The organism is Kaistella sp. (assembly GCF_032060305.1).
Lineage (GTDB): Bacteria > Bacteroidota > Bacteroidia > Flavobacteriales > Weeksellaceae > Kaistella > Kaistella yananensis.
Map to the genome: position 1 here is coordinate 1 of NZ_DAMBHK010000141.1, position 1,941 is coordinate 1,941.

2 protein-coding genes and 1 pseudogene are annotated in these 1,941 nt (G+C 40.2%); 1 reads left to right on the forward strand and 2 read right to left on the reverse strand.

Annotated elements, in window-relative coordinates:
- Positions 1-34: 34 nt before the first annotated feature.
- Positions 35-841: a M48 family metallopeptidase gene (locus V5N63_RS11730; protein WP_332034087.1), complete on the reverse strand. Its 807-nt coding sequence runs from the start codon at positions 839-841 to the stop codon at positions 35-37.
- Positions 842-946: 105 nt separating this feature from the next.
- Between V5N63_RS11730 and V5N63_RS11735 the strand changes: the two genes are divergently transcribed.
- Positions 947-1,480 carry a DUF4251 domain-containing protein gene (locus V5N63_RS11735; protein WP_332034088.1) on the forward strand — a complete coding sequence of 178 codons (534 nt, stop codon included), beginning with the start codon at positions 947-949 and terminating at the stop codon, positions 1,478-1,480.
- Here V5N63_RS11735 and V5N63_RS11740 read toward each other — a convergent pair.
- Positions 1,481-1,941, reverse strand: a pseudogene (locus V5N63_RS11740) (methylmalonyl Co-A mutase-associated GTPase MeaB); the annotation flags it as partial. It abuts the gene before it with no gap.

The following is a 1,941-nucleotide window of genomic DNA, read 5'->3' on the forward strand; positions in this document are numbered from 1 at the left end:
TTTTAGGGAAGGTTTCATTATTATTGGTAAGATTTTAAATTTTTCCGCCCGATACTTTGTAATATTCCAAAGCTTTAGGCAGATGTTTTTGCAAATCTGCACGTCTGCTTTCCGGACTTGGGTGTGTTGAAAGAAATTCCGGCGGGCGGTTTCCGGTTGAAGAGGCTTCCATTCTTTCCCAGAATGGCTGAGCCTGTCTCGGATCGTAACCTGCCATCGCCATTAAGTATAATCCCATTTCATCGGCTTCAAGCTCCTGCCCTCTTCCGTATTTCAAAAGCGCAACCTGTGCACCGATTGGGTAAACCTGCTGGAAGATCGAAGCCATCTGCCCACTTGTAGCACTTCCTAAAATTGCACCGCCGTACTGCGCAACCATAGCCTGAGAAATCCTTTCGTTGCCGTGCCCGGCAAGTGCGTGAGAAATTTCGTGACCCAAAACTACAGCTAATCCTGTATCATTTTGAGTGATAGGAATAATTCCTGTATACACTGCCACTTTACCGCCCGGCATTGCCCAAGCATTGACTTGCTTATCATCAATCAGATTAAATTCCCATTGGTAATTTGTAATGTCAGCTTCTCTACCAATCCCTCTGTAATAGTTGTTCGCAGCATTTTTTATGCGCAAGCCCACATTCTGAACACTTTTTGCCGCAGTTGTACCTTTAACAACTTTTGCTTTAGAAATAACTTCCCTGTACTGCTGCACTGCCATCGCGCTAATTTCCTGATCGTTGGCTAACTGAAGGGATTTTCTCCCTGTAATCGGATTTGTTGTACACGCCATCATCATTAATGATAAAGCGCCAATTCCTAAAAACTTATTTACATTTTTCATAGCTTTAATATTTCGATATAAATTCCTATTAACAATTTTTATTCCACAATTTTTTTTCAACTTTACAGCTTGCATTATTTTTGCTATGAACTTAGAAAAATCAAAATGAAAAATTTAATTAATATTTTAAGTAGTGCATTTTTACTTATTCTAATAAACTCTTGCGCAGCAACACCAAATATGCCCTCCGAAAAAGTGGCAGCGTTATTAAGGAATGGTGAATTTACCTTTATGGCCGAACAGGCGCAACCCAGTAACTATGATGTAGTAAATGTAATGAATTCTTTGCCAAGATCCAGCTCTTCCCGAATGTTAGACTTGGATTACGGCTACACCATTGTTCTTAAAAAATCTGAACTCCGTGTTGAATTGCCTTATTTTGGCAGAATGTACAGCCCAAGCTACGACACTGCAAATAATTCTTACCGGTTCACTTCTAAAGATTTTACCGTAAGTCAGCAAACGGGTAAAAAACAAAGTTCTGTTTACACCATTATTACCAAAGATCAGCCAAATATCCGAAGGATCATTATGGAAGTTTTCAGCAGTGGCAAAACCTACGTCTCAATCGATTCAAACGACAGAGCGCCTATTTCGTATGATGGCTATCTTATGGAAAATGAGGCGGCTAAGAAGTAATTATTTCTTCAGAAGCTCCTCCACGAATATTTTAGCTTCCGTGCTTGGGTTAGCCAACAGCGCGGAAGCATTTTTTTTATGCAGATCGTACGAATTCCCCACAGACTGTTCCTCTTTTGCTTTCTGCAGAATAAATTCCTGAACCCAGTAATCAAAACGTTTTTCTGCCTGAAGCTGCCGGGTTTTATCGAAACTTCCGCTTTTAATTTTCATCTGGATGAATTCATCTATTTTTTCTTGTACATCATCAAGACCTTTATTGTGAAGAGCTGAACCGAGAAGAACGGGCACTTTCCAGTTTTTTTCTTTTGAAGGTAAAAAATGTAGCGCACGCAGCAATTCCAGTTTGGTATTTTTGGCTTTCTGCTGGTTGTCTCCTTCCACTTTATTAATGAAGATGATATCGACCATTTCCATAATTCCGCGTTTAATTCCCTGCAGTTCGTCGCCACCGCCGATAA

Excerpts from the sequence above, each read along its gene's own strand:
- V5N63_RS11735 (WP_332034088.1), top strand. The coding sequence starts at position 947 with ATGAAAAATTTAATTAATATTTTAAGTAGTGCATTTTTACTTATTCTA.
- V5N63_RS11730 (WP_332034087.1), bottom strand. The coding sequence starts at position 841 with ATGAAAAATGTAAATAAGTTTTTAGGAATTGGCGCTTTATCATTAATG.